Annotated in this window: 20 protein-coding genes; 10 read left to right on the top strand and 10 right to left on the bottom strand. The window is 41.7% G+C overall.

Annotated features, from left to right (window positions below):
- Positions 1–6: 6 nt before the first annotated feature.
- Complete coding sequence (locus tag KFB94_01310; GenBank protein ID QVL45795.1) at positions 7–870, bottom strand: DUF58 domain-containing protein; 864 nt, start codon at positions 868–870, stop codon at positions 7–9.
- A gap of 17 nt (positions 871–887) precedes the next feature.
- Positions 888–1,904, bottom strand: coding sequence for a MoxR family ATPase (locus tag KFB94_01305; GenBank protein QVL45794.1), 1,017 nt, complete (start codon positions 1,902–1,904; stop codon positions 888–890).
- Positions 1,905–2,126: 222 nt separating this feature from the next.
- Here KFB94_01305 and fabA point away from each other — a divergent pair, with 222 nt between their 5' ends.
- Positions 2,127–2,642 carry a 3-hydroxyacyl-[acyl-carrier-protein] dehydratase FabA gene (gene fabA, locus KFB94_01300; protein ID QVL45793.1) on the top strand — a complete coding sequence of 172 codons (516 nt, stop codon included), beginning with the start codon at positions 2,127–2,129 and terminating at the stop codon, positions 2,640–2,642.
- Between the two features lie 31 nt (positions 2,643–2,673).
- Positions 2,674–3,906, top strand: coding sequence for a beta-ketoacyl-ACP synthase I (gene fabB / locus KFB94_01295; protein ID QVL45792.1), 1,233 nt, complete (start codon positions 2,674–2,676; stop codon positions 3,904–3,906).
- Positions 3,907–4,087: 181 nt separating this feature from the next.
- Here the strand turns inward: fabB and KFB94_01290 are convergent, their stop codons facing one another.
- Complete coding sequence (locus KFB94_01290) at positions 4,088–4,471, bottom strand: Mth938-like domain-containing protein (protein QVL45791.1); 384 nt, start codon at positions 4,469–4,471, stop codon at positions 4,088–4,090.
- 221 nt (positions 4,472–4,692) lie between these two features.
- Here KFB94_01290 and KFB94_01285 point away from each other — a divergent pair, with 221 nt between their 5' ends.
- Genes KFB94_01285 through KFB94_01265 form a run of 5 tightly spaced genes read left to right on the top strand, consistent with a single transcriptional unit; the run spans position 4,693 to position 10,026 of the window.
- The gene (locus tag KFB94_01285) at positions 4,693–5,934 is read left to right on the top strand and encodes a pyridoxal phosphate-dependent aminotransferase (GenBank protein ID QVL46514.1); all 1,242 of its coding nucleotides are present in this window, start codon (positions 4,693–4,695) and stop codon (positions 5,932–5,934) included.
- The gene (locus KFB94_01280; protein ID QVL45790.1) at positions 5,931–7,241 is read left to right on the top strand and encodes a homoserine dehydrogenase; all 1,311 of its coding nucleotides are present in this window, start codon (positions 5,931–5,933) and stop codon (positions 7,239–7,241) included. Before KFB94_01285 ends, KFB94_01280 begins: the two co-directional genes overlap by 4 nt.
- A gap of 2 nt (positions 7,242–7,243) precedes the next feature.
- Positions 7,244–8,674 carry a threonine synthase gene (locus tag KFB94_01275; GenBank protein ID QVL45789.1) on the top strand — a complete coding sequence of 477 codons (1,431 nt, stop codon included), beginning with the start codon at positions 7,244–7,246 and terminating at the stop codon, positions 8,672–8,674.
- Positions 8,671–9,522, top strand: coding sequence for a thymidylate synthase (locus tag KFB94_01270; protein ID QVL45788.1), 852 nt, complete (start codon positions 8,671–8,673; stop codon positions 9,520–9,522). The genes KFB94_01275 and KFB94_01270 overlap by 4 nt, the downstream gene beginning before the upstream one ends.
- A gap of 3 nt (positions 9,523–9,525) precedes the next feature.
- The gene (locus KFB94_01265) at positions 9,526–10,026 is read left to right on the top strand and encodes a dihydrofolate reductase (GenBank protein QVL45787.1); all 501 of its coding nucleotides are present in this window, start codon (positions 9,526–9,528) and stop codon (positions 10,024–10,026) included.
- A gap of 7 nt (positions 10,027–10,033) precedes the next feature.
- On the opposite strand, the gene KFB94_01260 is transcribed toward KFB94_01265, so the two are convergent.
- From KFB94_01260 to KFB94_01250, 3 genes are all read right to left on the bottom strand, one after another.
- A complete protein-coding gene (locus KFB94_01260; protein QVL45786.1) occupies positions 10,034–12,274 on the bottom strand; it encodes an arginine/lysine/ornithine decarboxylase in 2,241 nt (746 codons plus the stop codon).
- Positions 12,275–12,296: 22 nt separating this feature from the next.
- Positions 12,297–12,872 carry a dCTP deaminase gene (locus KFB94_01255; GenBank protein ID QVL45785.1) on the bottom strand — a complete coding sequence of 192 codons (576 nt, stop codon included), beginning with the start codon at positions 12,870–12,872 and terminating at the stop codon, positions 12,297–12,299.
- A gap of 174 nt (positions 12,873–13,046) precedes the next feature.
- The gene (locus KFB94_01250; protein ID QVL45784.1) at positions 13,047–14,540 is read right to left on the bottom strand and encodes a glucose-6-phosphate dehydrogenase; all 1,494 of its coding nucleotides are present in this window, start codon (positions 14,538–14,540) and stop codon (positions 13,047–13,049) included.
- 98 nt (positions 14,541–14,638) lie between these two features.
- Here KFB94_01250 and pgl point away from each other — a divergent pair, with 98 nt between their 5' ends.
- Entirely contained in the window at positions 14,639–15,325 is a 687-nt protein-coding gene (gene pgl, locus KFB94_01245; GenBank protein ID QVL45783.1) for a 6-phosphogluconolactonase, read from the top strand.
- Positions 15,326–15,402: 77 nt separating this feature from the next.
- Here the strand turns inward: pgl and apbC are convergent, their stop codons facing one another.
- Positions 15,403–16,491: an iron-sulfur cluster carrier protein ApbC gene (gene apbC / locus KFB94_01240; protein ID QVL45782.1), complete on the bottom strand. Its 1,089-nt coding sequence runs from the start codon at positions 16,489–16,491 to the stop codon at positions 15,403–15,405.
- Between the two features lie 257 nt (positions 16,492–16,748).
- On the opposite strand from apbC, the gene KFB94_01235 reads away from it, so the two are divergent.
- Positions 16,749–19,436 carry an HAD-IC family P-type ATPase gene (locus KFB94_01235; GenBank protein QVL45781.1) on the top strand — a complete coding sequence of 896 codons (2,688 nt, stop codon included), beginning with the start codon at positions 16,749–16,751 and terminating at the stop codon, positions 19,434–19,436.
- Between the two features lie 13 nt (positions 19,437–19,449).
- Positions 19,450–20,424 carry a Na/Pi cotransporter family protein gene (locus KFB94_01230; GenBank protein QVL45780.1) on the top strand — a complete coding sequence of 325 codons (975 nt, stop codon included), beginning with the start codon at positions 19,450–19,452 and terminating at the stop codon, positions 20,422–20,424.
- Here the strand turns inward: KFB94_01230 and KFB94_01225 are convergent.
- The 3 genes from KFB94_01225 to KFB94_01215 all read right to left on the bottom strand — a co-directional run bounded on the left by KFB94_01225 (position 20,416) and on the right by KFB94_01215 (position 24,203).
- Complete coding sequence (locus KFB94_01225; GenBank protein QVL45779.1) at positions 20,416–21,336, bottom strand: universal stress protein; 921 nt, start codon at positions 21,334–21,336, stop codon at positions 20,416–20,418. The genes KFB94_01230 and KFB94_01225 overlap by 9 nt on opposite strands.
- Entirely contained in the window at positions 21,333–22,988 is a 1,656-nt protein-coding gene (locus tag KFB94_01220; GenBank protein ID QVL45778.1) for a cation:proton antiporter, read from the bottom strand. Before KFB94_01220 ends, KFB94_01225 begins: the two co-directional genes overlap by 4 nt.
- Positions 22,989–23,222: 234 nt before the next feature.
- Positions 23,223–24,203 (bottom strand): glycosyltransferase family 1 protein, encoded by a 981-nt coding sequence (locus KFB94_01215; GenBank protein QVL45777.1) that lies wholly within the window; start codon positions 24,201–24,203, stop codon positions 23,223–23,225.
- Between the last annotated feature and the right edge of the window lie 63 nt (positions 24,204–24,266).

The raw sequence follows: 24,266 nt of genomic DNA, 5'->3' as shown, positions 1-24,266 counted from the left end.
CATGATTTAAGCAGCGACATATTGATGGAAGTAGTCGCCTAATAAGTCGGCATCAAATTGGTTGGTTACAAAAAAGGGTTGCATATCAAAACGCAAAAATAAATCTTCGATGGCTTTACGTCGTTTTGTAAAGTTTTCTAAAATTCGATTTCTGTATTCTTTACGCAAAAATAAAGTGCGTTTTGTACCCGTTTCAGGGTCGGTTACATTGGCAATACCAAACTCAGGTAAGTCGGCATATTCTGCTGTATCCCATAACACTACAGGAATAATATGATGGCGCAACATTAATACCAGTGAGGCTTCTAAGTCGGCCATAGGCATATGAAAATCTGACACTAAAAAAATTAAAGAACGCTCACGTGGCAACATACGGACAGTGTCAATGAGTGCGGTGCTACCAACTTCACCAGGTTCATACGCTCGCAATCGTTCAGCCATCTCAATAGCAATATGCGGTCTTGCAGAAAGGGTGCTAATCCAATCTTCACGAATTTCATCATCAAACCCAATAAATCCAAATGGATCGCCATTATGGGTGACGGATTGCGCTACCGATTGGGTAATATCAGCAGCAATCGCAATTTTGCGTTGCTGGCTGCCATATTGCATAGAGCCAGAGAGGTCACATAGTACAAATACGGGTGCCGCACTTTTTTGATTAAAAATGCGCACATAAATTTGCTCCATCGGGTCGCGAATAGTTTGCCGTAAATCAATTCGTCTAGGATCAGGGTAAGAAAGTAGGGTGGCATGACCACGAAACTCCATCCCCATACCGCGCTGGTTGCTACGGTGGCTACCTGGCCGACGTGAATTAGAACGCCAGTTAATGTGATAACTAAACTCTTTGATATGATCTGGCCGCATTGTTAATCCATCGCCTTTTATGGTGCGGCAACCACATTAATAATGCCATCTAGCATTTCACGTGCAATTTCTGTGCGCCGCATCTCGTAGACTGGGCTGAAAACCACGCGGTGAGCAATGGTTTCGTGGAATACCGCATGAATATCATCTGGTAACACGGCATCTCTATTATTAAGCCAAGCATTCACGCGGGCTGCTCTTAGCAACATGCCCATACCGCGAGGGCTAGCGCCAGAAAGCACAAGGCGGTTCATATCAACGCCAGAGACTTTGACACCATAATCTAATGGTGCTTTTGTTGCCTGCCATAACGCTAGGGCATATTGACGTAAAGCTGGGCTGGCACTAACGCTGTCTTGTAATTGTGCTGCAAAAGCATTGAGCTCTTTATATTGCAGAATATTCTCTGGTACGCCAGCTACCAATTTATCAACATTATGAAAACGCGTATCAAATACCAAAGATTCCATAATGTCGTGGTCTTTAGGCACCACAATTGGAATTTCCATCATAAAGCGATCGCGCGCTGCTGAAGGAATATCAAAGGTTTCTTCTTTTTCCACTTGATTGCGGTCTGCAAATACTAGCATGTGTGGAAAATGATGCTCTTTATTAAAAGCAGTGAGGGTCCGCTCTGCCATCACACGCAATAACAATGAGTGGACTTGTGGACGAGCACGGTTGATTTCATTAAAGAAGAAAATAGATAAGTCTTCACCAGCCTCTAGAATTGGTCCAGGACTCACATGCGGTTTACCATCTTCACCCAAATAAGTGTGATACACCAAATCGTTTGGCATTAAGTCAATCGTGCCTTCAATCCGTTGATACGCACCTCCTACGCCACGCGCAATTGCACGTAATAAGGTTGTTTTGCCCACACCAACATCACCCTCAAGCAATACATGCCCGCGTGCAAAAATGGAAGTGGTAATTAATCGAATAGGGTTGCTTTGACCTACGACGACCTTATTGACTTCAGATTCTAATGCCAAAGCATGTTGGCGCCAGTCGGTTAGTTGACGATCGCTCATCGTGTTTTCCTAATATTTAAGATTGGTAAAAATGAAAACTATTTGTAACATAATGTAACAATGGTAAACGATTTCTTGGATAGTGTATACAGGTTTGTATAGTTAAAATTGCTGATGATTATTGGCCTACTGTTAATATAAATAACAGTTAGGGGTTTCATGAAAGTCATTTTCCAGCGAAAATAGCATTAATCATATTTTAATTGATAAAGAATAAACATAATGGCAAAACAAAATAGTTATACTAAAGAAGATTTACTGGCATGTGGGCGTGGAGAAATGTTTGGTGAAGGTAATGCGCAACTGCCATTGCCGCCAATGTTAATGTTTGATCGTATAGTCAGCATTACCGACGAGGGTGGAAAATACGGTAATGGGCAAATTATTGCAGAATTAGATATCAAGCCAGATCTATGGTTTTTTGATTGTCATTTTACAGGCGATCCTGTTATGCCTGGCTGTTTAGGTTTGGATGCTATGTGGCAATTAGTTGGCTTCTACTTAGGATGGAAAGGTGGTCCTGGTAGAGGTCGTGCATTAGGGGCGGGTGATGTAAAATTCTCCGGACAAGTATTACCTAGTGCCAAAATGGCAACCTATACGATTGATTTGAAACGCGTCATTATGCGTAAATTAGTCATGGGAATTGCCGATGCTACGATGAGTGTTGATGGTAGAGACATATACGTGGCAACTGATTTGCGTGTGGGTTTATTCACACGAACAGATAATTTTTAATGCGTTTTTAGTTAGCAGGGAGAAGCACGTAATGAAACGTGTTGTGATTACGGGATTAGGCATTGTTTCTAGCCTCGGCAATAATAAAGAGGAAGTAAAAAATAGCCTCTATGAAGGTCGGTCGGGCATTACTTACCAACCTGAGTATGCGGAGCGTGGTTTACGTTCGCACGTGGCTGGGTCTGTTAAGAATCTAGATATTGATGCACATATTGATCGCAAATTATTGCGGTTTATGGCAAAAGGGCACGCATATACCTGGATTGCGATGCAAGAAGCAATTGCGGATGCATCTTTGCCAGAATCGTTGGTATCTAATATTCGTACTGGATTAATTGTTGGTGCAGGCGGCACGTCGACAGAAAGCATGCTAGACAGTACAACCACTCTGGCCGAAAAAGGTATCCGTCGTGTAGGACCTTATATGGTCACAAAAACAATGAGTAGTGGTATTGCTGCTTGCTTAGCAACAGGCGCCAAAATTAAAGGGATTAACTACGGTATTAGTTCTGCATGTTCCACGAGTGCGCATTGTATTGGTGCTGGTGTTGAGCAAATTCAATTAGGCAAACAAGATATTGTATTTGCCGGTGGTGGTGAAGAAGAGCATTGGACCATGAGCTTTTTGTTTGATGCGATGGGAGCATTGTCGAGCAAATATAATGACACACCAGACAAAGCATCACGAACATATGATGCAGATCGTGATGGTTTTGTGATTTCTGGCGGTGGTGGCATCGTGGTCTTGGAGGAGTATGAGCATGCCAAGGCACGTGGTGCCAAAATCTATGCAGAAGTCGTAGGCTATGGGGCAACATCAGATGGTTATGATATGGTTGCGCCCAGTGGTGAAGGCGCGGTTCGCTGTATGAAGTTAGCGTTGCAAGGTCATGATGGGTTGCCAATTGAAAAAGTCGACTATATCAACACGCACGGCACATCAACCCCGGTTGGCGATACCAAAGAGCTAGAGGCTATTCGTGAAGTATTTGGCACCACCTCGGTAGCAATCGCCTCAACCAAGTCGCTATCTGGCCATGCGCTTGGTGCTGCGGGTGTTAATGAGGCTATTTACACTTTGATTATGATGGAAAATAATTTTATTGCAGCTTCTGCCAATATTGAAACTTTAGATCCAGCTGCTGAAGGTTTGCATATCGTGCGCAAACGAATTGATCATGTAAAAATAGAAACAGCACTTTCTAATAGTTTTGGATTTGGTGGCACCAACGCAACCTTAACCTTGTCCACCAAAAATCTATAAGTCTGAGTATCGCATATGCTTAATAAAGCATATGCGATGAAAATGCGCATTGGTTTTTATCTTGATTATGAGCGGTTGCGCAACAATGATGAATGACCGTCATCGGTTTTCAAATCAAATTGTCGCGATACTCATTTTTTCATGGGATTATCATGGTGTTATAAAGGCTGATTTTATCTGCCTAAACCATCATCCTGGGTAAAAGAAGCGCAGCGGCTACATGCCTGCCCTCGCTCATTAATATATTGTAGGTTCTGCAAGCAGCATGTGTGGTCATACATTCTACAGATACGCTTTTTTCTATCAAAGCAACTGTTAATTTTGGATGGATAAACTGGTGGGTTTTTCCCGTTCCTAATAAAACAACTTCTGGTTTCAGTTCAAGCATATTGGTAAAGTGCAAGGCAGTAAGATGAGCAAGCCCCACTACTGGCCAGTCTTGGACTATCTCTTCTGGCATGACAATTAAATGATTGGTGTAACGCTTTTTATTGACCTCAATAAAGTCATCGTCATAAGCGGTAATGAGATTCGTGTCTTCTGGCTGTGTTAAATGCAATTTCATAACTTGATATTTTAACCAATTTTAATGAGGTTTGTATTTAATTGGATGTGATATGAATCTGTTCGATAAAAGAGTGTCTGTAATCTCATTATAAATCCTTAATTAGCATCTTAGTTTAATTGCCTGCATAGGTGCTCACAAGGTAAGATAACATCTTTGTCAATAAACGTGACTATCTTAGTCATTATTAGCATTCTTACTATGCAAATATAAATATGAATATAAGTCCTAAACAGAAGCTTAAAAAATCCAATAAACTCGATAATGTTTGTTATGACATTCGCGGTCCCGTGTTAGAGCGTGCGCGCGAAATGGAAGATGAAGGACAGCGCATTATTAAATTGAATATTGGTAATCCGGGTGTATTTGGACTGGAAGTGCCAGATGAGATTCAACAGGATGTGATTCGTAATATTGTGAAATCTGGTGTATATACAGATAGCAAAGGCTTATTTGAGCCTAGAAAAGCCATTATGCATTACACACAAAGCAAGCATATTGCTGGAGTGACCGTGGATGACATTATTATTGGTAATGGAGTTTCTGAGCTTATTGTAATGGCAATGCAAGCCTTATTAAACAATGGCGACCAAGTATTGGTGCCAGCGCCCGATTATCCTTTGTGGACAGCGGCGGCGACGTTGGCAGGGGGTACAGCAAGGCATTATCGATGTGAGGAAGATAATGATTGGTTACCTAATTTGCTAGATATTGAATCAAAAATTAATGCCAATACACGTGCAATTGTGGTTATTAACCCTAATAACCCAACAGGTGCGCTCTACCCTAAAGAAACATTAATTGCCATTATTGAAATTGCACGCCATCATGGATTGGTGATTTTTGCCGATGAAATTTATGACAAGGTGCTTTACGATGGCAATGAACATATCTCGATGGCCTCCTTAGCCGATGATGTTTTGTTTGTTACTTTCAATGGCTTATCCAAAAACTACCGTGCTTGCGGTTACCGTGCAGGTTGGATGATTGTTTCAGGCGATAAATCAAACGCAGAAGAATATATAGAAGGATTAAATATGTTAGCTTCTATGCGCTTGTGTAGCAATGTACCTGGACAACTTGCTATTCAAACTGCGTTGGGCGGCTATCAAAGCATTGATGATTTAGTTGCCCCAACTGGACGCTTATGTAAGCAGCGTGATTTGGCTTATGACATGCTGGTGGCGATTCCAGGTGTGACATGTTTTAAGCCCAAAGCAGCTATGTATTTATTTCCAAAACTCGACCCTGCTATCTATCCAATTGAAGATGACCAAAAGTTTGTATTAGATTTACTAGAAGAAGAAAAAGTATTATTAGTACAAGGTTCAGGCTTTAATTGGAAAACAGCCGATCACTTCCGTGTGGTTTTTTTGCCTAATGTGGATGATTTAACAGTAGCAATTAATCGTATTGCCAGATTCTTAAAAAATTACAGAATGAAATATGGAGCAAAAGTTTGAAGCAATTAAATGTAGGCATTTTGGGCTTAGGAACAGTTGGTGGCGGCACCTATGAAGTGTTAGCACGTAATGCGGAAGAAATAGCGCGCCGTACAGGCATTCATCTTAAAGTAACCCATGTTGCCGATAGAAATATTGAACGCATTAATGAGCTGACCCAAGGCCAAGTTGGTATGACTGATGACGCTTTTGCATTGGTAGCAAATCCAGAGGTTGATGTGGTTGTTGAGTTGATTGGTGGTTACACGATTGCTAAGGAGTTAGTCTTACAAGCCATTGCCAACAAGAAACACGTCGTGACTGCCAATAAAGCCTTAATTGCGCTGCATGGCAATGAAATTTTCTTGGCAGCACAAAAAATGGGTGTCATGGTTGCTTATGAAGCTGCGGTTGCAGGTGGCATTCCTATTATCAAGGCGCTACGCGAAGGATTGGGTGCAAATCGCATTCAGTGGGTGGCTGGCATTATTAACGGCACCACTAATTTTATTTTGACGGAAATGCGCGAGAAAGGATTAGCTTATCAAGAGGTTATCGGTGAGGCGCAACGCTTAGGTTATGCCGAAGCCGATCCTACCTTCGATGTTGAGGGAATAGATGCTGCGCATAAGTTAGTCATTATGGCTGCCATTGCTTTTGGTATGCCGCTAAAATTTAATGAAGTCTATACAGAAGGCATTACACAATTAGCGCAAGCGGATATCCAATATGCAAAAGAGCTTGGTTATATCGTCAAGTTACTCGGCATTGCCAAGCGAACAGATAAAGGGGTCGAGTTGCGCGTGCATCCAACGTTAATCCCTGAAAAGCGGTTGGTAGCAAATGTAGATGGCGCAATGAATGCGGTTGTGGTGCAGGGCGATGCAGTAGGGCCAACTTTATATTATGGTGCTGGTGCTGGCGCAGAGCCAACAGCGAGTGCTGTTATTGCTGATTTGATTGATGTGGCAAGGTTGAAAGATACAACATCTACTCAACGTGTGCCCGCATTAGGTTATCAAGCAGATCAAGTACAAGATTTAGCAGTGCTACCCATTGAAGAGATTAATAGTGCTTATTATTTGCGCATGCACGCAACGGATAAGCCAGGCGTGATTGCGGCGGTAACAAAAATTTTAGCGGATCAGGGTATCTCTATTGATGCAATGATACAAAAAGAACAGCCTGCAGAGAAAACAAAAACGGATATGGTTTTCTTAACACATAGGACAATTGAGAAAAACATGAACACAGCCATTGCTGACATTGAAGCGCTGGCAACGGTCACTGGCCGTGTAATTAAATTGCGGATGGAGACATTGGGTTAAGCATGAAATATTTAAGTACACGCGGGCATTCTCCTGCATTAAGTTTTAGCCAAGTTTTGCTTGGCGGATTAGCGCCAGATGGCGGTTTGTATATGCCAGATCAATATCCACAATTTGACGATGCTGATTTAACGGCGATGCGCGACATGAATTATCGTGATTTAGCGTTTGCTATTTTGTCTAGATTAATTGCCAATGATGATATTCCAGCTGATGATTTGCGTGCCATAATCAACAAAACCTACACTGCAGAAGTGTATGGGTTTACCCGTAAAGGCCAGCAAGCAGAAGACATTACACCAACGCTCAAATTAGAAAATGATTTATATTTATTATCACTTTCAAACGGCCCAACCCTGGCTTTTAAAGATATGGCAATGCAATTGCTTGGCAATTTATTTGAATACGTGCTTACTAAAACAGGCGAAACGACCAATATTCTAGGGGCAACCTCAGGTGATACTGGTTCAGCAGCTGAGTATGCAATGCGGGGTAAAAAAGGTGTTCGTGTGTTTATGCTGTCGCCGCATAAAAAAATGAGTCGCTTTCAAACAGCGCAGATGTTTAGCTTACAAGACGATAATATCTTTAATATTGCGGTTAATGGTGTATTTGATGATTGCCAAGATATGGTTAAAGCGGTATCGAATGACGCAGCATTTAAAGCAAAATATAAAATCGGCGCAGTGAATTCTATTAACTGGGGCAGAATAGTCGCACAAGTGATCTATTACTTTAAAGGCTATTTTGCTGTGACTGAAAGCAACGACCAAAAAGTCGATTTTTCTGTGCCATCAGGTAACTTTGGCAATGTTTGTGCCGGTCATATTGCACGTATGATGGGGTTGCCAATTGATAGGCTGGTCGTGGCGACCAATGAAAATGATGTGCTAGACGAGTTTTTTAGAACTGGGGTTTATCGCCCACGTGGTTCAGCCAATACTTATCATACTTCTAGCCCCTCGATGGACATTAGCAAAGCCTCTAATTTTGAGCGTTTTATCTATGATTTATTAGACCAAAACGGTGACAAAGTACGTGATTTGTGGGCGGGTATTGATCAAGGCGGCGCTTTTAATATTCAACACCTATTAAAAAAAGTCAGTACCTTTGGTTTTGTATCAGGTAGTAGCAACCATGAGGCTAGAATGAAAGTCATCCGTGCAACTTATGCCAAATATGGTGTGGTGATTGATACGCACACAGCAGATGGGTTAAAGGTTGCCTTAGCATATAAACAACAAGGCAAGCCAATGGTTGTGCTTGAAACTGCACTGCCAGCTAAGTTTGAAGATGCTTTGGTTGAGGCCTTGGGCGAAGTGCCGCCAAGACCGGCAATCCTAAAAGGAATAGAAGACTTGCCGCAGAAATTTACAGTGATGGATGTGAGCGTAGATGCGATTAAAGCGTTTATCCAAGAAAAAGTAGCATGAAACAGTACTTAGCACTTTGCCAAAGAATCATCGATGAAGGTAAGTGGGTCGATAATAAAAGAACAGGTAAGCGCTGCTTAACCGTGATTAACGCAGATTTAACCTATGATGTTGATCAAGGCCAACTTCCACTAGTCACAACCAGAAAAAGTTATTATAAATCGGCAATTGCAGAAATGATTGGGTATATTCGTGGCTATGACAATGCCGCGGACTTTAGAAAAATTGGTACAAAAACGTGGGATGCCAATGCCAACGACAACCAAGATTGGTTGGCAAATCCATATCGTAAAGGTAAAGATGACTGCGGTTTTATTTATGGCAAAGTAGGGCGTAATTTCCCTAAACCAGACGGCGGTTCAATTGATGTCCTGAACAATATTTATAACAATTTGCGCGCGGGTATCGATAATCGTGGTGAAATTTTCACCTTCTATCACCCGGGTGTTTTTCATATGGGCTGTTTGCGTCCTTGTATGTACAGCCATCACTTTTCATTATTAGATGACACGCTCTATCTCAACAGCACACAGCGAAGCTGTGATGTACCGTTGGGCTTAAATTTTAATATGGTACAAGTCTATTTTCTGCTGGCAATTATGGCTCAGATAACAGGACACAAAGCGGGTAAAGCCTATCACAAAATAGTCAATGCCCATATTTATGAGGATCAGCTAGACTTAATGCAAAATGTTGAGCTAAAACGCGAACCTTTCCCTTCGCCACAACTCATCATCAACCCTGACATTAAAACGCTGCAGGATTTAGAAACATGGGTAACGGTTGATGATTTTGAAGTGCAAGGCTATCAATGTCATGAAGCGATTAGCTATCCATTTAGTGTATAAAATATGACACAACTTTCTATTATCGTGGCTGTTGCCAATCATAATGTGATTGGTATTAACAATACATTACCTTGGCATTTGCCTGAAGATTTAAAACGATTTAAAGCGTTAACGATGGGACATCATATCGTGATGGGACGCAAAACCTATGAGTCATTAGGGCGTTTGTTGCCAGGTAGAACATCGGTGATTGTGACACGAAACAAAGACTATCAGGTTGAGGGCGCTGTTATTGTGCATAGCATTGCGCAAGCGATAGCTGCCTGCGCTGACGATGATGAGGTGTTTCTTATTGGAGGGGCTGAGCTATATCAACAGGGTTTTATGCTTGCAGATAAGCTTTATATAACGGAGGTACATGCAGATTTTGCTGGAGATGCTTTTCTAGCGGATGTTGATCTAGCACTGTGGGAAGAAGTCAGCCGTGAATCTCACCAAGCAGAAAATGGTTTGGCCTATAGTTATGTGACTTATCAACGCAATAGCCTTGATAAGTCAGCATAATCAGTGTTTAAACACGCACACAATCGACATAATAAATGGCTTTGCCGTTGATGATTTCTTTTACTAAACCATGTACGTCTGTTTCAAAGCCCGGGAAACGCTCATTAAAAACCCGTGCGAATTTAAGATAATCAATAATCACCTTATTAAATTGCTCGCCCGGAATTAGCAATGGAATGCCTGGGGGATAAGGTGTTAATAAGACAGCCGTTGTGCGGCCTTCTAAGTTATCGATAGCGACACGATCAATATCACGATGGGCCATTTTAGCAAAAGCATCCGTTGGTTTCATCGCAGGCACCATATCTGACAAATACATATCAGTGGTCAGTCGAGCAATGTCATTGGCTTTATACACATCGTGGATTTGTGTACATAAATCACGCAAGCCTAAGCGTTCGTATAGTGGCTGTTTTTGGGCAAACTCAGGCAATACTTTCCAAATGGGCTGATTTTTGTCGTAGTCATCTTTAAATTGCTGTAGCGCGGCAACCATGGTATTCCATCGACCTTTTGTAATACCAATAGTAAACATGATAAAGAACGAATATAAACCGGTTTTTTCTACAATCACACCATGCTCGGCCAAGTATTTAGTCACGATGGCAGCCGGGATGCCAAATTTATCAGAGAATGTGCCCTGTATATCCAAGCCTGGTGTAATAATAGTCGCTTTAATTGGGTCAAGCATGTTAAAGCCTTCAGCTAAATCGCCGAAATCGTGCCAATCTTCATTGGCTTTTAACATCCATGCGTCACGCTCTTCAATGCCTTCTTCTGATAAATCGTCTGGTCCCCATACTTTAAACCACCAATCGGCACCCCATTCTTCATCTACTTTGCGCATTGCGCGGCGGAAATCGAGTGCTTCCATAATAGATTCTTCAACCAATACTTTTCCACCTGGTGCTTCCATCATGGCGGCAGCTACATCGCAACTTGCTACAATTGAATATTGCGGGCTGGTTGAGGTATGCATTAAGTAGGCTTCATTAAATACATCACGATCAAGCTTATTATTAATCGCATCTTCAACTAGAATCTGTGAGGCTTGACTTAAGCCAGCGAGGAGTTTGTGTGTGGATTGCGTTGAAAATACCATGGACTCTTTACAACGCGGTCTTTCTTCACCAATAGCATGATAATCACCATAAAAATCATGGAAGGTGGCATGTGGTAGCCAAGCTTCATCAAAGTGCAATGTATCGATTTTGCCATCAAGCATCTCTTTAATTTCTTCGACATTGTATAGCACGCCGTCATAGGTTGATTGGGTGATGGTTAATACACGTGGTTTTGCTTTTTTATCTGTTATGAATGGATTTTGTTCGATTTTCTTTTGAATATTTTCCCAAGTAAATTCACTTTTTGGTATCGGTCCAATAATGCCAAAGTGGTTACGTGTAGGCATCAAAAAGACGGGAATTGCCCCTGTCATAATAATGGCATGCAAGATGGATTTGTGGCAATTGCGGTCAACCACCACAATGTCACCAGGCGCTACGGTTGAGTTCCAAACAATTTTGTTGGAAGTTGAGGTGCCGTTAGTCACAAAGTAAAGATGGTCGCAATGGTAAATACGCGCGGCGTTTTGCTCCGATGCAGCAATTGGGCCTGTATGGTCTAACAGTTGACCGAGCTCATCAACCGCATTGCACACATCGGCACGTAGCATGTTCTCACCAAAGAACTGGTGGAACATTTGACCGACTGGTGATTTTAAAAATGCAACGCCGCCAGAGTGGCCAGGACAATGCCATGAATAAGAGCCATCAGCAGCATAATGTGTGAGTGCTTTGAAAAATGGTGGTGGCAAACCCTCAAGATAGGTTTTAGCTTCACGAATAATCAAGCGGGCAATAAATTCTGGCGTATCTTCGTACATATGCACAAAGCCATGTAACTCACGCAGTACATCATTGGGAATATGGCGGCTAGTTCGCGTTTCACCATGTAAAAAGATAGGAATATCATCATTGCGGTAGCGAATTTCTTTCACAAATGAACGTAAGGTTTCAATTGCTTCAGGTTTCTCTTCTACAATTTCCTCATCGTCAATCGACAAAATAAAGGCAGATGCGCGACTTTGCTGCTGGGCAAAAGAGGCTAAATCTCCGTAGCTGGTAACGCCTAATACTTCAGTGCCTTCATCTTCAATGGCTTTTGCTAATACGCGAATACCCAAACCGGAAGAGTTATCGGTTCGGAAATCTTCATCAATAATGACAATTGGGAATCTAAATTTCATGTGTCCAGCCTAATTTTAATTGCTAAGTTTTTGGTAATGTAACGCCAACTTGCCCTTGGTATTTCCCGCCGCGGTCTTTATAACTTGTTTCGCAAACGTCATCGGCATCTGCTTCAAAAAATAATACTTGCGCACAACCTTCATTTGCATAAATTTTAGCAGGCAACGGTGTGGTATTGCTAAACTCTAGGGTGACGTAGCCTTCCCACTCTGGTTCAAATGGCGTGACATTGACAATAATGCCGCAACGCGCATAAGTTGATTTGCCTAAGCAAACTGTTAATACATTGCGCGGAATGCGGAAGTACTCCACCGTACGAGCGAGTGCAAATGAATTAGGTGGGATAATACAAAAATCTTCTTCCACCTCAACAAACGAATTAGGATCAAAGTTTTTTGGATCCACAATGGTACTATTGATGTTGGTGAACAGCTTAAATTCTCTAGAGCAGCGAATGTCATAGCCATAACTTGATGTGCCGTATGACACCATGCGCTCGCCTGTTGGGCTAAGTTTTACTTGATTCGGTTCAAACGGCTCTATCATGCCGTGTTGCTCCGCCATTTTACGTATCCACTTGTCTGATTTAATGCTCATTGTTTTGCCTAATTAATGTGTTTAGTTTGTAAATGAAGCTTTTGCGTTATTTGATAACGCGCATTAGATAAAAAGCGGAGTTTAACTCCGCTTTTCATGAGTGACAATCATAACAATAAAAAGTAATTGCTTGATAACTTTTTAATACTTATCGCTCGTAATTTCTTGAGTCATTTAGTGCTGATCGCCACCTAATTCAATGCTATAGCGCCAGAACTGATCTTCTGATTCAAAAATGACACTTGACTCTTTAGGGTCGCGGCTACCAGCAGGGTATTGATGGACTGGGGTTTTATCAGCGGCCCAAGTTTTAACAATGGGATCAATCAGTTTCCATTGTGCTTGCACCTCATCAATATGTAAGAATAAGGAAGCATCGCCTTCCATCAAATTAAGTAACAAAGTTTCATATGAATCAACACTATCATCAGACGCTTGGCGAAGTTGACCATCCATGCTGATTGCGCGTGTTGCAATGTCTAATCCAGGTACTTTGGTTTGAATTTCAAGCTTAATACTTTCTTTTGGTTGAATACTGAGAATGAGCCAGTTTTGTTGTTGACCTTCTTTGAGTTCCATCGGTGCTTTTTTAAAGCGAATAGAAATAGCGGTGCTGCCTTCATGCATACGTTTTGCGGTACGCACGTAAAATGGCACGCCTTTCCAACGTGGATTATCGATAAATAATTTAATAGCAGCGTAAGTTTCAACGGAACTTGCTTTGCCTAGCTCATCAAGATAACCTTTTACATGCTCTGAGTGGCCGTCACGTGCTGGTACATGACCTTCTTTATATTGCGCGCGGAAAGCTTGCTTATCGAGATGAGCAGTATCAATCGGGCGAATAGACTGTAATAGTTTAATCTTTTCTGCACGTATGCTGTCAGGATTAAAATCAGCAGGTTTTTCCATGGCGACTAATGCCAACGTTTGTAATAAATGGCTTTGTGCCATATCACGCAAGGCACCAGTGCTATCGTAAAATTCTGTCCGGTCGCCAACACCAAGTGTTTCGTTGTTGGTGATTTGCACGTGGTCAATATGCGCGTTATTCCAAAGCGGTTCAAGCATATGATTGGCAAAGCGAGTCAGCATAATGTTTTGTAAAGCCGCTTTACCCAAATAATGATCAATACGGTAGATTTGCTCTTCTTTCAAGTGTTGCGTAATGGAGGCTTGCAACGCTTGTGCTTTTTCTAAGTTGGTGCCAAATGGCTTCTCTATTAGCACGCGTCGCCAGTATTTGCTGTCATCAGTTAAGCCAACCGATGCTAACTGTTCAACTACTGGTGCAAAATCAACAGGGCGAATAGAGAGGAAAAAAGCAAAGTTTTGTGGAAAAATACTTGCATCATTTAAACGCGTTGCTAATTTTTTCATCGCATCAGGATCATCAGAACCATTCTCTTGATAATAGTTACGCGCAATAAAACGTTTGAACACAGCTTCATCAAGGCCATTATAAAATTTTGCTTCTAACATTTTACGCACTTCTGCTTGCCAATCGGCATGTGACACTGGCGACCTGCCAACCGATAAAATCTTCATATCATCAGGTAATCTGCCAAGTGAATCTAGGCGATATAAGCCTGGCATGAGTTTGACGCGAGACAAGTTTCCGCTAGCACCAAAGAGCACAAGCGTGCAAGGATCAATTTTTTTAGTCATTTTTCAGCCGATAATTGTGTAAGAACAAGTATAATTATAGCAAATGCAATCGCATGACTTAATCATCTCCGATAATAAAATGTAAGGTTTTTTGTAATATGACGCTCCAATCAGCTACCCGTTGGCATGCTTTTGATTCACAAGATGCAATTAATCAAGCGGCTACCACTAGAATTTTACAAGCGGCAGACGTAGCCATCAAACAATATGGCAGCTTTTATATTGTGCTAGCCGGTGGCAGTACACCTAAAGCAGTTTATCAATTATTAAGTGAGCAACAAGCGGATTGGAAAAATTGGCATGTTTATCATAATGACGATCGTTGTTTGCCCGCTGACCATATCGAGCGTAATAGCAAAATGGCGCGTGATGCCTGGTTAAGTAAAGTCGCGATTCCTGAGCAGCAGATTCATGACATTCCGGCAGAACTTGGCAATGTGGCAGGTGCAAAAGCCTATGCAGCAACATTAAAAGATGTGCGTACCTTTGATTTGGTGATTTTAGGCTTGGGTGAAGACGGACATACGGCCAGTTTATTCCCTAACCAAGCAGTTGATAATAGCGCCGATGCCGTACCTGTATTTGATGCGCCTAAACCACCAGCAGATCGCATTACTATTAGCCAAAATCGTTTAAACCAAACACATGAAGTGATGTTTTTAGTAACAGGTGCTGGTAAACAAGAAGCCGTCGATCATTGGCGCAATGGTGTCGCCATTCCAGCTACCTTAATTACAGGGGAAAATGGTGCAGATGTATATTGTTTCGGGGTTACATTGAATTAAAACAAGTTGGTTGATAATAAAAAAGCGCCTACTCGGCGCTTTTTTATTGATGATGGTTGCTTATTTTAGATTGTTTCTCAGGTATTCTGAATGACAATATTTGGAAACTTACTGCTATGGTCTAAGCCTGCATTGGCAATTTTAATGGCTGATTGGCGTGCAATTGATTTGTAGGTGGTCGCAATCGCGCTATCTGGTTCTGCAACAACCGTTGGTTTGCCATTGTCAGCTTGTTCACGGATTTTAATATCAAGCGGCAAGCTGCCGAGCAAATCGACATGATAGTCTTTGCACATAGACGCACCACCGCCTGCACCAAAGATATGTTCTTCGTGTCCACAGTTGCTACAAATGTGTGTGCTCATATTTTCGACAATACCTAAAATAGGAATACCAACCTTCTCAAACATTTTTAAGCCTTTGCGCGCGTCGAGCAATGCAATATCTTGTGGTGTGGTTACAATAATCGCGCCCGTTACAGGTATTTTTTGCGCAAGTGTGAGTTGAATATCACCAGTGCCGGGTGGTAAATCAATGACTAAGTAATCTAAATCACGCCATTTAGTGTCGCGAAGTAATTGTTCTAAAGCACCAGTCACCATTGGCCCACGCCATACCATCGGCGTATCCGTATCGACTAAAAAGCCAATACTCATGGCTTGAATACCATAGGCTTCCATCGGTTCTATGCTTTTGCCATCGGCACTGTCTGGGCGACCGCTCAATCCTAACATTTGCGGTTGACTGGGCCCGTAAATATCAGCATCTAACAAACCAACTGTTGCGCCTTCTGCTGCCAGTGCAAGTGCTAGGTTGACGGATGTTGTTGACTTGCCGACACCGCCTTTACCTGAAGCAACAGCAATCACGTTTTTTACATTCGGCAATAAATTAACGCCTTGTTGTACTTTATGCGAAACAATGCGGCTGCCAATATTAACTGTCACCTTATCTACCCCATCTAATGCTTTTAATGCATTGGCCACCAATGTTTTGATGTCATCAAATACGCTTTTAGCGGGGTAGCCAAGAATGATGTCCAAGCTGATATGGTTATCTTGTATTTGGATATTTTTGGCAGATTTACTGCTAATAAAATCTTTTCCTGTATTTGGGTCTACACATAATTGTAGTGCCGATTGAACATGTAGTTCAGTAATTGCCATTCGATAGTCCTTGCGATAATTCTTGAGTAAATAATTAAGGTATTTTAGCGTAAATGTAAGTCTACGTCATTGCTTGAATTCTTAATTTATGTAAAAAATTGATTCAGTTTATTCGATTAATCATATAAGCAATCACGTCTTTTTTGTTTTAAGTCAATCTTGTAACATATTGATGTTATTATCATTTCTAACAAGACATTTAAGTTGATGATGTTTCTATCAACCCAAAGATATTAGTACGAGAGTTGGAGTTTAATATGCAGGATAACTTAAGTAAGAATGTGCACGCGCAAGCGATAGATGGGGTTTTAAAAGCACTTGAGGCGACTGAACATGGATTGTCTGCGTCTGAAGTGACCAAGCGATTAAACTATTTCGGCAATAATAGTCTACCTATCACTAAAAATACCCATCCTTTTTTGCGTTTTGCTTTGCAGTTTCATAATCCGCTTATTTATTTACTGCTTGCGGCTGGGGTGGTCACGTTTTTATTAGAAGATTATGCGGATGCTGGCGTGATTATTGCCGTGGTTCTGGTTAATGCCATGATTGGCTTTGTACAAGAAGGTAAAGCAGAGAAGGCATTAGAAGCGGTTCGTGGCATGCTGGCGACACGCGCCCGCGTGATTCGGGATTTCCAGCATGTTGAAATTGATGCAAAACAACTTGTACCTGGCGATATTGTCTTGTTAGAACCTGGGGATAAAGTGCCGGCTGATCTGCGTTTAATCTGGGTGAAAAACTGTCAAGTGATGGAAGCTGCTTTGACTGGGGAGTCAGTTCCTATTCAAAAGCAGACCGAGAAAACAGATTTAGAGTCACCACTTGGCGACCGACATTGTATGGTGTATTCGGGTACTTTAGTCAGTACGGGGCATGCGAGAGGGGTTGTGATTGCGACTGGCAAACAGACAGAAATTGGAAAGATTGGAACATTAGTCAGTGCTGTGCAAACGCTAACAACACCATTAACTCGGCGCCTTGATACCTTTGCAAAACAAATAACGGCATTTATTTTATTGATTGGTATGGTTACTTTTGCCTATGGATATTGGGTGATGGATATGCCTGTGCTGGCATTATTTTTAGCGATTGTTGGCTTGTCTGTTGCTGCAATTCCAGAAGGACTGCCGGCTGTTGTAACGATTGTGCTGGCGATTGGAACGCGAGTAATGGCGAGTAATAAAGCGATTATTCGCCGATTGCCAGCAGTCGAAACATTAGGCTCCGTAACTGTGATTTGTACTGATAAAACAGGCACATTGACCTGCAATGAAATGACTGCAGTGAGTGTGATGTTACCCACAAAGACACTTGCTGTCAGTGGCGTAGGTTATGCACCAGAAGGTGGTTTTTTCAATCAAGCTGAAGCAGTTGACATCTCAGAAGAGAAGTTATTACATGCCTTACTGACTTGTGCCATATTATGTAATGATGCCGAGATAAAACAGGATGAGGTTGGTTGTTGGCATATGGTTGGCGACCCTACCGAAGGTGCGCTCCAAACGCTTGCGTATAAAGCCGAACTGCATGCCAAGGATATGAATCAACGTTATCCTAGAGTAGATGAGATTCCATTTTCATCTGAGCTTCAGTTGATGGCAACATTACATCATAATCACCATGGAGGCGCATTTATATTGCTAAAAGGTGCGCCAGAGAAAGTGCTTGATCTTTGCGTTCATGATGCTGAAGGGGCAATCAATCGCGAGATGTGGAAAACTCGTATAGCAACGTCCGCAAGTCAGGGCGAACGTGTGTTGGCACTGGCACGTTGCGATGTAAGTGCTGATAAGTCAGCGCTTAATATTGAGGATATTACCCAGCGGTTTGAGTTATTAGGCATGGTTGGCATGATAGATCCTCCACGTAAAGAAGCCATTGATGCTATCGCTGATTGCCAGTCTGCAGGTTTACGCGTGATGATGATTACCGGTGATCATGCAGTCACAGCAACTGCAATTGCTAAGCAGTTAGGACTCTCAGATAGGCTCACGTTAACGGGGGCAATGATTGACGCGTTGAGTGATGCTCAATTACAGCAAAAGATCCATCATGTTGATGTGATTGCGCGTGCAAGCCCACAGCATAAATTAAGATTAGTCTCAGCATTGCGATCCCAAGGCGAGCTGGTGGCAATGACAGGTGACGGTGTCAATGATGCGCCAGCCATAAAGGCGGCTGATATTGGCGTCGCTATGGGAAACAAAGGAACCGATGCTGCGCGTGAAGCAGCCGATTTAGTATTGACAGATGATAATTTTGCTAGCATTGCACGTGCCGTCAGAGAAGGGCGTGTGGTATTAGACAATATCAAAAAATCACTGTTGTTTATGTTGCCTACCAATGGCGGGCAAGCAGGGGTTATATTACTGGCTATTTTTGCTGGAATTGCTATGCCAATTACTGCTAGTCAAATTCTTTGGGTCAATATGGTCACTGCAATTACCTTGGCATTGGCGCTGGCTTTTGAATCAGCCGAACAGGGTATTATGAAGCGCGAACCAAGGTCGCCCACAGAACCGCTGATAACGAAAGTATTAGGTACGCGTATTTTATTTGTGAGTCTATTGATGGTTGCGGTGACTTTTGCCACATTTGAATGGGAACTTGCCCGTGGCCAAACCCTTGCTTATGCAAGAACAGCAGCAATTAATATGTTAGTCGTTGGTGAGTTAGTCTATTTATTTAATGTCCGCTTTTTTACGGCATCTTCTCTTACTTGGAATGTGCTTTTTTCAAACCGAGTGGCTTTTTGGGTGAGCATTGCTTTAATCAGTTTTCAAATGATTTTTACTTATGCTAGCCCCTTACAACAACTATTTAATAGCGTCTCGCTAGATTGGTCATCATGGCAATTTATTATCATCTTAGGCTTGGCAAAATTCCTAATAGTAGAGGTAGAAAAAGCGGTATGGCGAGCACTAAAAGTGACAGTGATATAGACTAGGTGAAAAAATGCACACAAATTTAATCTGGTTTTTTTCGGTCATGGCGGCCATTATGTTATTTCTACATGGACTTGCTGCATTTTCAGAAGAAGTGACAAGATTAGGCGGAGAAAGACTTCGTGCCTTTTTAAAGCGAATCACACGTACTGACTGGCGTGGTGCGCTTGTGGGTGCGATGAGTACGGCAATAGTGCAATCCTCGTCTGCTGTGACCTCCATGGCTGTTGGGTTGGCCCACACTAGTGCATTAACCCATCGCGGCGCATTTGCCGTGATGATAGGTGCTAATGTTGGCACAACCTTAACTTCATGGCTAGTTGCCATGAAAATTGAGGGATTGGGGCCTTTATTTTTGACAGTTGGCGGTTTGTGGTCATTTTTTGGATTACGGCCTTGGCGACCTTATGGTAAGGCGATTTTTTATTTTGGATTGATTTTTTTAGCTTTAGATCTTATTGCTCAAGCGCTAGCACCAGTTGCGCAGATGCCTATTATTAATGATTTACACTATTGGCTCAATTCCGCAGTGGTGGCGCTGTTAATTGGCGCATTATTGACTGCTTTGGTACAGTCGTCATCTGTGGTGAGTGGTTTGGCAGTCCTACTAGTCTCACAAGGACTCGTCTTGCCTGAAATAGCTGTATGGATGGTAGCAGGGGCAAATGTTGGTACAACATCGACAGCATTAATGGCAAGTAGCGCATTAGATATCGTTGCCAAAAAATTAGCAATGTTGAACACGGTATTAAATATGCTGGGTGTCCTGTTATTTGCAACCTTACTTCAGCCCATCGTGAGTTACATTTTGGGCTCTAACAGTCTTATGCCGGTACAGCAAGTTGCATTAGTGCATACTGTTTTTAATATGGCCGCTGCAATCATTGCGCTTATCTTATTACCATTTTGCTGGCAAAAAATTCAATATTGGTTAGAAAATAGCGTAGTTATCAATGAAGATGCAGCAGCAGATTCATTAGAGTAGTGAGCTGGTAAGTGATTGATTTTCTTGATGCGTAATAACCAATATATCTTGTGTACAGGTGTTAATAATCTCGTTAGTAACACTGCCGAGCACAAGCGCTTCAGTTAAACTTTTCCCATGCTTACCAAGTACCAATAAATCACATTCATAATCGTCTGCAAAAAATAGTATCTTTTCAACAGCACTGCCTTGTGCAACCACAATCGATGATTGTAGTGGGTCTAAGTGAGCGGCATCAGCGATAGATTCTAATTGTTTAAGTGCGTTTTCACGAATCTCGGTTCGGTATGACATGAGTTGATTGTCATCAAGTTCCGCATAATGATTGAGTATGCCTTCAAAGGTAATATCATAAAAATGGGCCAACACAAGTTCTGCATCAGGGGCGATGTTTTTAACTATTGAAATGATAGTATTGATATCCTGAGAAAAATCCACAGCAATAAAAACACGTTGATAAGTAGTAGGACTAGTATTTTTAATGACAAGGGTAGGGCGGACACTATAACGCAATATTTTTAGAGCCGTTGATCCTAAAAAAATCTTCTCTAGTTTGTTGTGGTTATAGGCACCAATTAACAGTAAATCAGCACCGATTTCATTGGCGAAATTACCAATCGACTCGCTTACTTTACCTGTTACCGTGATTGCATTTGCCTTAACGCCCTCGTCGAGTAAGGTGTTCGTTATATCCAACAATTCTGCGTTAAGCTTAGCAATTGCAATTTGTTCTGTATTGTCAGCCTCGGTATTTATCATAAACTGTAAAAAACTCAGTTGATTATCTTCTACTACATGCAAAACAGTAAGCGCTGTGTTTGCATCTTGTGCGAAGTATTTTGCTTTTTGTAACAACTTTTCTGAAGGTTGAGATAAATCTATTGCACATAAGATTTGCTTAAAAGAACTCATTTTTTTAACCTTTTTTCTGCGCCAATTTCTGTTGTAAGTGTTGTAACCGCAAATTCAACGGCATTCATAATTGGATAAAGCACAATAGTAGCCCCTAGTTTATTCAGCATAGGCATATCAATTTCTTCTCTTGCTACAATAGCGATTTTACCGTGGTAGTGGTTTTCTTTGAGTGCATGTATCAGTGACTGATTGGTGGTCATGTCTGGCAAGGTGCTGACAATCCATTGGGTATTTTTGATGGGTAAGCTATCAATAAAATCTGATTCTGTGCCATCGCCATATCTGATGTTCAAGCCTTTACATTGCTGCTTTTTATAATTTTCTGGATCAAAATCGATGGTGAGTACATCAAGCCCAGCTTTCTGCAAGCCGCTAGCCAGCGCGCTTCCATAGCGACCTGCGCCAAACACCATGACATCAGGATCGCTATTTGTTGTGTTGTTATTCTCGTGCGTGAGCTCATTATATGCAATCTTGCGTTCAAAGATGGATAGCCAGTTTGATAGGCGATCATATAGAGGATGGGAGTACAGTATCATATAGCTAGACAATGCAATTGTAACGAGACCCACAATTGTAGTTAGTCCAAGCACATCAACACCTACGTGTCCCAAAGAGATACCCATCGCAACAAAAACAATTGAAAACTCACTAATTTGTGCGACAGTTAATCCCGCTAAAAAACCTGTTCGTTTACGATAGCCCATATAACCCATAATCCCCATTACGATTAATGGGTTGCCGATAAGAACAAATAGAGAAAGTACAATAGCAGGTGCAACTTCTGCTCCTAGCGTAGAAAAATCGAGTTTTGAGCCTAAATCAATAAAAAAGAACAGCAGCAGAAAGTCCCTGATGCCAGTCAAGCGGGCACTAATCGCATCTCGGTAAATACTGGATGCTAAGGAAAAGCCCGCCAAAAAAGCCCCAGCTTCTTTCGAAAACCCAGACCATTCACCTAATGCGGCAAAGCTTGTTCCCCATGCAATAGCAAAAATAAGTAAAAGCTCTTGTGAGCGTGCCATTCTAGCGACAATCTTGGGTAGGAAATAGCGCATCAGGACAAACATGGCAACCACAACAATTGCTAATCTGAAAGCAAGTGAAATCAGCACCTGTGCTAATTCAGCGTCAGCACCTGTTTTTAAGGTGCTCATCAACATCATTGCAATCACAACAGCTAAATCTTGCACAATCAGAAAGCCAATCGCTATTCGGCCATGTAATGCATCAATTTCTCGCTTATCTGTTAATAATTTAACAATAATAATTGTGCTAGAGAAAGTAAGCGCCACTGCCACATAGATGGCATCCATAGGACTTTTCCCCATAGCATAGGTGATAATAAAGCCAAAAATGATGGTAAAAGTCAGTTGACCTAAACCTGTAGCAAGGGCAACAGGGCCAATGTGACGAATGTGTTGCAAATCTAGCTTGAGACCGACAACAAATAAAAGAACTGCCACACCTACTTGTGCTAGCAAATCGATTTGATCGTGTGCACCAACCAACCCTAAAACGGCAGGACCAACGACAATGCCGACCACAATGTAAGCGATTAAAACTGGCTGTTTTAGCCACAGCGCTATCATGCCTGCAAACGCAGAAATAATGAGTAAGAGTGAAAATTCTGTGAAAATTTGATGCAATATAAACTCTCTTAGCGAACGACCAACTCATTTAATCATACCAAGACTGAGCTTGTTAAACAAACTATCTAAGCAATAAAATAACAATCACGAAAATTGATCGTAAACTGCCCGTAAACTGCATATAGTCAAGTAAGCCATTAAAGTGATTAAAGCAGTTTTTATTAACCTAGCTTGGTGATAGCTACCGAAAAAACTGCTCTAATATGATGCGGCTATTATGGTGCGGGTATCTTAAGCGTGGAAATGCTTGTAAAAAATATCAAAGCAACGCGCCCAGCTCCATTTTTGTCTAGCGGTCTGTTTGATAATTTGATGGTCTAATTGTGCACAATTGATAATTGCTTGACGCAAATCGTCATTAATATAACCCGTCACGCCATGTTCAATCACATCAATGGGTCCTGGAACAGGATAGCCAGCCACTGGCAAGCCATTGCACATGGCTTCTATCATCACAATACCGAAGGTGTCTGTGCGAGAAGGGAAGGCGAAAATGTCGTGTTCAGTATAAATATCCGCTAGCTCTTTACCGAATTTATAGCCTAAATAATGCACTTTTTGGTATTTTCTTTTGAGTGTTTCAACGTGTGGGCCATCGCCCACAATCGAAATCTCGAATTCATTTTCATGCGCACACAATGCATCCAAATTCTTTTCTTTACTCACACGACCTACATTTAAAACACGTAGTTTGCTATGGTGCTGTTGATGCGGCTTTTCACTTTTTAATTGATCAGAAACGCCGCGTGTCCAAACAGTTAAGTGCTTAAATCCACGCGCTGCTAAATTGTTACGCATTGTTTCTGTAGTGACAAATGTAGTTTTCGCAGGCGCATGAAAACGTCGTAAATAGGCGTAAGTCCAACTGAGTGGAATACGCAGATAAATATTTAAATACTCAGGAAACTGCGTGTGATAGGACGAAGTGAATGGTTTTTTATTGCGCATACACCACACTCTAGCCACTGCTCCCAAAATGCCTTCCGTTGCAATATGAATCTGTGGCGGATTAATACGATTAAGTAGGCGCCACAATCGACAAGGCTGTATCGCTAGTTGAATTTCAGGATAAAACGGCATGGGGATCCATTTAAATAAACTGGGATGAATCACTTTGAAGCGTAAGTTGCGTGAGCGAGCCACGCTTTTGATGTTTTTATAAGTGGTAGAAACGCCATTGGTTTGTTCAAACGTGTCAGTGACAATCATCATAATTGATTTTTTATTACACCCCGATATAAAATTAATGTGACTATCTTGTCGTGATTTCTTTTA

The organism is Methylophilaceae bacterium (assembly GCA_018398995.1).
Taxonomy (GTDB): domain Bacteria; phylum Pseudomonadota; class Gammaproteobacteria; order Burkholderiales; family Methylophilaceae.
Note: the sequence above shows the minus strand (reverse complement) of the source record. Positions and strands in the feature narration are given on the sequence as shown.